The 7,870-nt window shown below is 37.6% G+C and carries 6 protein-coding genes and 1 pseudogene; 3 read left to right on the top strand and 4 right to left on the bottom strand.

Annotated elements, in window-relative coordinates; translation table 11 throughout:
• Positions 1–267, bottom strand: a 267-nt coding sequence (locus tag GXW81_RS10000; RefSeq protein WP_161532197.1) for a hypothetical protein, incomplete at its 3' end; no start/stop codon positions are given.
• Positions 268–403: 136 nt separating this feature from the next.
• Between GXW81_RS10000 and metG the strand changes: the two genes are divergently transcribed.
• The 3 genes from metG (at position 404) to GXW81_RS09985 (ending at position 5,206) form a co-directional block, all read left to right on the top strand.
• Positions 404–2,437, top strand: coding sequence for a methionine--tRNA ligase (gene metG / locus GXW81_RS09995; protein WP_161532196.1), 2,034 nt, complete (start codon positions 404–406; stop codon positions 2,435–2,437).
• 160 nt (positions 2,438–2,597) lie between these two features.
• On the top strand, positions 2,598–3,728 hold the full coding sequence (locus GXW81_RS09990; protein WP_161532195.1) for an acyl-CoA dehydrogenase family protein: 1,131 nt from the start codon (positions 2,598–2,600) through the stop codon (positions 3,726–3,728).
• Between the two features lie 128 nt (positions 3,729–3,856).
• Positions 3,857–5,206 carry a DEAD/DEAH box helicase gene (locus tag GXW81_RS09985; protein ID WP_064964675.1) on the top strand — a complete coding sequence of 450 codons (1,350 nt, stop codon included), beginning with the start codon at positions 3,857–3,859 and terminating at the stop codon, positions 5,204–5,206.
• 60 nt (positions 5,207–5,266) lie between these two features.
• Here the strand turns inward: GXW81_RS09985 and GXW81_RS09980 are convergent, their stop codons facing one another.
• The 3 genes and pseudogenes from GXW81_RS09980 to GXW81_RS09970 all read right to left on the bottom strand — a co-directional run.
• Entirely contained in the window at positions 5,267–6,433 is a 1,167-nt protein-coding gene (locus tag GXW81_RS09980) for an iron-containing alcohol dehydrogenase (protein WP_161532194.1), read from the bottom strand.
• Between the two features lie 61 nt (positions 6,434–6,494).
• A complete protein-coding gene (locus GXW81_RS09975) occupies positions 6,495–7,634 on the bottom strand; it encodes an acyl-CoA dehydrogenase (protein ID WP_154136975.1) in 1,140 nt (379 codons plus the stop codon).
• A gap of 65 nt (positions 7,635–7,699) precedes the next feature.
• Positions 7,700–7,870: pseudogene (locus tag GXW81_RS09970) on the bottom strand (IS982 family transposase); the annotation flags it as partial.

The following is a 7,870-nucleotide window of genomic DNA, read 5'->3' as shown; positions in this document are numbered from 1 at the left end:
CCCTGCAACCTCAACATTATTCCCTCTAGGGTCTATTTTTGAACCTATAACCTCTAATTTTAACCCTGCAACCTCAACATTATTCCCTCTAGGGTCTATTTTTGAACCTATAACCTCTAGAAACAGCTTGTCTTGTTGCTCAAAACCAACATTGGTACTCACTCTATATCCGCCATACACTTGGGTATCTGGTGGTAAGGCAAGTCGTTTGGTTTTAATGCTTTCAGCAGATTGTTTGTAATTGTCTTTTTTAATAAAACAGGTCAATAATACAAGGCTCTGCGATATTCATTACAATGCGACACTCAACAGAGTTGCATTTTTATGTTTTAGACACATTTAGCAATCGCCCTTATTATCGAATATCACAATAAAATTTTATCTTTGCAAAAAATAATTGAGAATGGCAGAGAGAAAGTTAATTACCGCAGCATTACCTTATGCTAATGGTCCCGTACATATAGGACACCTTGCTGGCGTGTACATACCGGCAGATGTTTACGCTAGATTCCAAAGAAGAACAGGCAAAGAGGTTGCCTTTATATGTGGGTCTGATGAACACGGCATTCCCATTACTATTAGAGCTAAAAAAGAAGGCGTAACGCCTCAAGATATTGTAGATAAATACCACTTAATCATAAAGAAATCTTTTGAAGATTTAGGAATTTCTTTTGACGAATATTCCAGAACTACCAGTGCAAAGCACTACGAAACAGCCTCTGAGTTTTTCCTTAAAATGTACGAGAACGGAAAGTTTACCGAGGAGGTTTCCGAACAATTTTATGATGAACAAGCAGGAGAGTTCCTAGCCGATAGATACATCGTGGGGACTTGCCCAAAATGTAGTAATGACAATGCCTATGGCGACCAATGCGAAAAATGTGGCTCTACCCTTTCTCCTACGGAACTTCTCAATCCTAAATCTATGCTTAGTGGGAATAGCCCTGTGCTAAAACCTACTAAAAACTGGTATCTTCCGCTAAACGAATACGAAGGATTTTTGAACCAATGGATTATTGAAGGACACCAGCACGACTGGAAGCCTAATGTGTATGGGCAAGTAAAATCTTGGCTTAACGAAGGCTTAAAACCTCGTGCAATGACCAGAGACCTCAACTGGGGTGTGCCTGTACCATTGCCAGATGCGGAGGGCAAAGTGCTTTATGTTTGGTTTGATGCTCCTATCGGATACATTTCGTTCACAAAAGAATGGGCAGAGAAGAACAATAAAGATTGGAAAGACTATTGGCAGTCAGAAAATTCAGATTTAGTACATTTCATTGGGAAAGATAATATAGTCTTCCATTGTATTATTTTCCCTTCTATGATGAAGGCTCACGGCGATTACATTATGCCAAACAATGTCCCTGCATTTGAGTTTCTTAATCTAGAAAATGATAAAATTTCTACCTCTAGAAACTGGGCAGTGTGGGCTCACGAATATGTGGCAGACTTCCCTGGACAACAAGATGTGCTTCGCTATGCATTATTGTCGTCTGCTCCCGAAACTAAAGATAATAACTTTACTTGGAAGGAATTTCAAACCAAAAACAACTCGGAATTGGTGGGTATTTTAGGAAACTTTATCAACCGAGTAGCCGTGCTTACCCACAAATATTACAACGGACGAGTGCCTAAAGGCAACACCAATGCAACAGAACTAGAGGAAATAAACAAAGCTGCAACAGAAATAAAAGACTATCTAGAGAAATTTGAGTTTAGAAACGCCCTGTCTGCGCTTATGAATTTAGCGCGTTTTGGAAACCAATATCTACAAACCGAAGAGCCTTGGAAAACCATCAAAACTGATGAAGCCAAAACAGCCAACACCCTGTTTATAGGAACTCAAATTGCAATAGCTTTAGCCCAACTGTCAGAGCCTTTTATGCCGTTCAGTTCGGAGAAGTTGCTTAATATGTTTAATACAAAACTTTGCAACTGGTCTGAATTGGAGAACCAAAAAGTGCTTTTAGCAGAAGGACACCAAATTAACGAGCCAAGTTTACTATTCTCTAAAATAGAAGACGAAACCATAGAAGCTCAAATCCAAAAATTAGAGCAAACCAAAATCAATAATAAAAAAACAAACCCTAACGCCAAGCCAATGAAAGACGAGATTACTTTTGACGATTTCACCAAAATAGACTTAAGAACCGCTACCATACTAGAAGCCGAAAAAGTAGAAAAAGCGGATAAACTCCTCAAATTTAAGGTAGATACAGGGGTGGATATAAGAACCGTAGTTTCTGGTATTGCAGAGAGCTTTACACCTGAAGAATGTGTAGGCAAGCAAGTGATGATTTTATTAAATCTAGCACCTAGAAAAATAAGAGGTATCGAAAGCCAAGGTATGCTACTGCTTACCACAAAGCCAGACGGCAAGCTTTCTTTTGTTACGCCAGATGAACCCGTAGATAACGGAGTAGAGATAGGATAAAATAAAAAGCGGTTTCAAAAATTTTTGAAATCGCTTTTTTTATACGGAATGTTACCTCAACAAAATATTTCTCTAAGCAAAAAATTAAGACAACTCTAATAAAATATTTTTCAACCTCAACAAAATTATTTATATTTGGAGGAACGATAATAACACTACTATGAATACAGAAAACCTAAAAATGATAGCTGAAACAGCTCGTGAGTTTGCAGAAAAAAATATCCGTCCGCACATTATGGAATGGGACGAAAGCCAAACTTTCCCTGTGGAACTCTTCCACAAATTAGGAGAAATGGGCTTTATGGGTATTGTAATCCCCGAAGAATACGGAGGTTCTGGATTATCTTACCACGAGTATGTGGCTATTTTAGATGAAATTTCTCAAGTAGATCCATCTATAGGACTTTCTGTAGCTGCACACAACTCGCTATGCACCAACCATATTTACGAGTTTGGTAACGAAGAACAAAGAAAAAAATGGCTCCCAAAACTCGCTTCTGGTCAAGTTATCGGAGCTTGGGGACTTACCGAACACAATACAGGTTCTGATGCAGGAGGTATGAACACCACCGCTATAAAAGACGGCGATGAGTGGGTTATCAATGGAGCTAAAAACTTTATCACTCACGCTATTTCTGGAGATATTGCCGTGGTTATGACAAGAACAGGAGAAAAAAACACCTCTAATAACGCTACTGCTTTTGTTTTGGAAAAAGGTATGCCTGGGTTTAGTTCTGGAAAGAAAGAAAACAAACTAGGTATGAGAGCTTCTGAAACGGCAGAACTTATCTTTGATAATGTTCGTGTTCCAGACTCGCATCGTTTAGGGCAAGTAGGCGAAGGGTTTAAACAAGCCCTTAAAATATTAGACGGTGGGAGAATTTCCATCGCTGCTTTAAGTTTGGGTATAGCTAAAGGAGCTTATAAAGCCGCTTTAAAGTACGCTAAAGAAAGACACCAATTCGGACAGGCAATTGCCAACTTCCAAGCCATCAATTTTATGCTCGCAGATATGGCAACAGAGATAGATGCTGCCGAACTACTTATACAAAGAGCTGCTACTCTAAAGAATGCTAAACAAAAAATGACGCGTGAGGGTGCTATGGCAAAACTTTATGCTTCGGAAGCATGTGTAAGAATATCCAATAATGCATTACAAATATTTGGAGGCTATGGTTATACCAAAGATTTCCCTGCTGAAAAATATTACAGAGATTCTAAACTGTGTACCATTGGCGAAGGAACTTCCGAAATACAAAAACTAGTTATCGGTAGAGATATTATTAAATAAAAAAATATCCAAAAAGTAACTTTAAAAGCTCTCACCCATATAAGTGAGGGCTTTTTTAATCCTTTTATATTACCTCTCTCTTCTGTTTATTCAATTATAGTTATCTTTGCCCGTTAATTTTATTAAACATGAACATTACTTTTGCAGATTTTGAACTTCCCGAAAAAATACTAGATATTTTAGCCGATTTGGAGCTATTTGAACCTACACCTATCCAACAGAAAAGCTTTAAGCCAATACTTTCTGGCAGAGATATTATGGGAATAGCCCAAACAGGTACTGGTAAAACCCTAGCCTACTTATTACCTGTACTCAAAAATTGGAAATACAATAAATCGGGAAATCCTACTGTTTTAGTTTTAGTTCCCACTAGAGAACTTGTAGTTCAGGTAGCTGAAATCTTGGAAAAACTATGTGAAAAGCTGAGCACAAGAATTATTGGTGTGTATGGTGGAAAAAACATCAACACTCAAAAGTTACTTTTTGATAATGGTTGTGATATTCTAGTAGGAACCCCAGGGCGAGTGATGGACTTAGCCATAGACAACGCCATTTCTTTAAAAGAAGTCCAAAAACTGATTATTGATGAGTTTGATGAGATGCTTAACTTAGGTTTTCGTCCTCAACTCACACACATCTTCGAAATGATGAGAGAAAAGCGACAAAACATTCTTTTCTCCGCAACAATGACTGATGCTGTTGATGAAATGTTAGATGAATATTTTGCCAATCCGATAGAGATTTCTTTAGCCAAATCAGGAACACCACTAGAAAAAATACAGCAAATCGCCTTTAAGGTAACTAACTTTAATACTAAAATCAACTTCTTACAGCATCTTCTCGATAAAGATGAATCTATGTCTAAAGTGTTGATATTTTGTAACAATAAAAAACACGCCGACTATCTTTTCACTAAAATAGACGAAATCTACCCCGAAAGTTTTGATGTGATACACTCTAACAAGTCTCAAAACTATCGTCTAAGAGCGATGAAAAAATTTGAACAAGAAGAAGTCAGAGGACTCATCACTACCGATGTAATGGCTAGAGGACTAGATATATCGGACATCAGCCATGTGATTAATTTTGAAATCCCAGACATTCCAGAGCAATACATTCACCGTATTGGGCGTACAGGTAGGGCGGATAAAGATGGTATTGCACTTTCTTTCATCACAGAAAAAGAAGAAGCCTTATTTCTTGACATTGAAATCTTGATGAAAAAAGAAGTGGAAGTTCAGCCTATGCCAGAGGAAGTTAAAATCAATCCACAAAAAATAGCTTCGGAAAAAGAGGAAGTCAAAATGAAAAATCCTGTGGTAATAAAACTTAATGAAGGTGGTGGTGCTTTCCACGAAAAGAAAGCCAAAAACAAAAAAGAAAATTGGGGCGGACCTAGTAAAAGAAAACCACCTAAAAAAATTGGAGCTAATAGAGCTCAACAAAAAGCAAAAACCAAAGCTAGAAAAAAGAAATAATATAAAAACTCCCTTGAGAATAGTGTTCTCAAGGGAGCTTCATAAATATACTAACCTATACTAATAACTCATCTTCACGATGTTCTTAGCGTCTTCGGGCGTGAGTTTGCGGTGTTCTCCTAAACCTAGCCAATTTCTATCTGTAAATGCTTTTTCCACTTTCTCGGCCGTACCTTCAAACTGTGAAGTATATTCTGACAACCTGGTTTTAATCCCTATAGAATGGAAGAAATGCTTCATTTTTTCAATCCCCTTTTGTGCTCTTTCCTCTAAATTCATCTCAGAAGGAACGTTCCAAACGCGTTCGGCGTACTGAGCTAATTTTTGCTTCTTAGTTTCAAAATTATAACGGTAATGAGACGGTGCTATAATCGCTAAAGTTCTCGCATGGTCGATACCGAAATAAGCTGTTAGTTCGTGGCCCATGGCGTGTACCGCCCAATCGGTAGCTACGCCTAAACGCAACAGTCCGTTAAGAGCCATCGTGCAACACCACATATAGTTAGCCGCAGAATCATAATCAAAATCCTCTTGAAGCACCTTAGGAGCCATCTCCTGAAGCGTTACCAAGATACTTTCCGCCATTCGTTCTTGAAGCGTTGCAGCGGTAGGGAAAGTCATGTATTGCTCTAAAACATGCGTGTAAGCATCTGCGATACCGTTAGCGATTTGATTTTTAGGAATACTTCTTATCACTTCTGGGTCTAACACCGAAAACTTAGGAAACAAACCATTACCTCCTCCGCCGAGTTTTTGTTCGGTTTCTCTTCTAGAAATTACATAGCCCGAATTCATTTCAGAGCCTGTAGCTGGTAGAGTAAGCACAGAACCAAAGCTCAATGCTTCGCTTTCCTCAGGACGAATGGCTTTTGTTAAAATATCCCAAGGTTCACCTTCATATTTAGCTGCGGCAGCCAAGAATTTAGCTCCATCAATAACGGAACCACCACCTACTGCCAGTAGAAAATCTATATTTTCTGATTTGATAACTTTCAATGCCTCCATTAAAACCGCGTATTCTGGATTGGCTGGTATTCCCCCAAATTCCAAAACATTAAAGCCTTTCAACGCATTTTTAACTTGCTCATACGCTCCATTAGACTTGATACTTCCACCTCCGTAGAGCATCAACACTTTAGCATTTTGAGGAATTTCTTTTGCTATTTTTTCTATTTCTCCTTTACCAAAAAGAATTTTAGTAGGATTTTTAAATTCAAAATTAAGCATACATTATTATTTTATATTATTAGACAAAAAAGAGAAGCGTTTGCTCCTCTTTGTATTCAATTTATTTAGCAATACTTCTAGAAATCACTATTTTTTGTATCTCAGATGTTCCTTCATAAATCTGAGTGATTTTAGCATCTCTCATCATTCTTTCCACATGGTACTCTCTCACATAACCGTAACCACCGTGTATTTGCACGGCTTCCACTGTGGTATCCATAGCTGTTTTAGAAGCAAATAGTTTCGCCATAGCTCCACTTTCAGAAATATCTTTCCCTTGGTCTTTCTCTGCCGCTGCTTTTAGACAAAGCATTCTAGCTGCTGTGATTTGGGTCGCCATATCTGCCAACTTAAATGCTACCGCTTGATGATTGATAATCTCTGTTCCGAAAGCCTTTCTCTCTTTAGCATATTTTAAAGCTAATTCGTAAGCACCACTAGCTATCCCTAGTGCTTGAGAAGCAATACCTATCCTACCACCATTAAGAACTGCCATAGCAAATTTAAACCCAAAACCATCTTCTCCTATTCTATTTTCTTTAGGCACTTTTACATCAGTAAATAATAGAGAATGGGTATCACTTCCTCTAATGCCCATTTTGTCTTCTTTTGGACCAATTTCAAAGCCTTCCCAACCTCTTTCTACAATAAATGCATTGATACCTTTGTGACCTTTCTCTGGGTGCGTCTGAGCAATAACAATATAGTAAGTAGCTGTACCACCGTTGGTAATCCAATTTTTAGTTCCGTTTAGAAGATAATAATCTCCTTTGTCTTCTGCTGTTGTTTTTTGAGAAGTAGCATCAGAACCTGCTTCCGGCTCAGAAAGTGCAAATGCTCCAATAACCTCTCCACTAGCCAATGGTACTAGATATTTTTGCTTTTGCTCCTCACTTGCATATTTTTCTAATCCTGCACAAACTAAAGAATTATTTACCGACATAATTACAGCCGCAGAAGCATCAACTTTAGCAATCTCCTCCATAGCTAAAACATAAGATACACTGTCCATACCTGCACCTCCATATTTAGGGTCTACCATCATACCTAGAAACCCTAACTCACCCATCTTTTTTACTTGCTCTGCTGGGAATTTTTGATTTTTATCTCTTTCTATAACTTCTGGCAACAATTCGTTTTGAGCAAAATCTCTAGCTGCCTGTTGTATCATTAGTTGTTCTTCCGTTAAATTAAAATCCATAATAGTATTTATTATTAAACTGCCTGTAAAAGTAGTATTTTAATTAAAACAACTCGTTGTGCATTTTAAATAATACTGATTTTTAGATGATTTAATTTTCTTTGGAAGATAAATTTATTGATATATTGAATAACCGTTGCGGCGGTTATTTTACTGATTATCCTTGTTTTAAAGCCTTCAAAAGTTTTAGCATAGTTTCTTTTAATCATAAATTGGTCGCAAAGTTGAGAGAAAAA

This window comes from Riemerella anatipestifer (assembly GCF_009932355.1).
GTDB lineage: Bacteria > Bacteroidota > Bacteroidia > Flavobacteriales > Weeksellaceae > Riemerella > Riemerella anatipestifer_E.
Note: the sequence above shows the minus strand (reverse complement) of the source record. Positions and strands in the feature narration are given on the sequence as shown.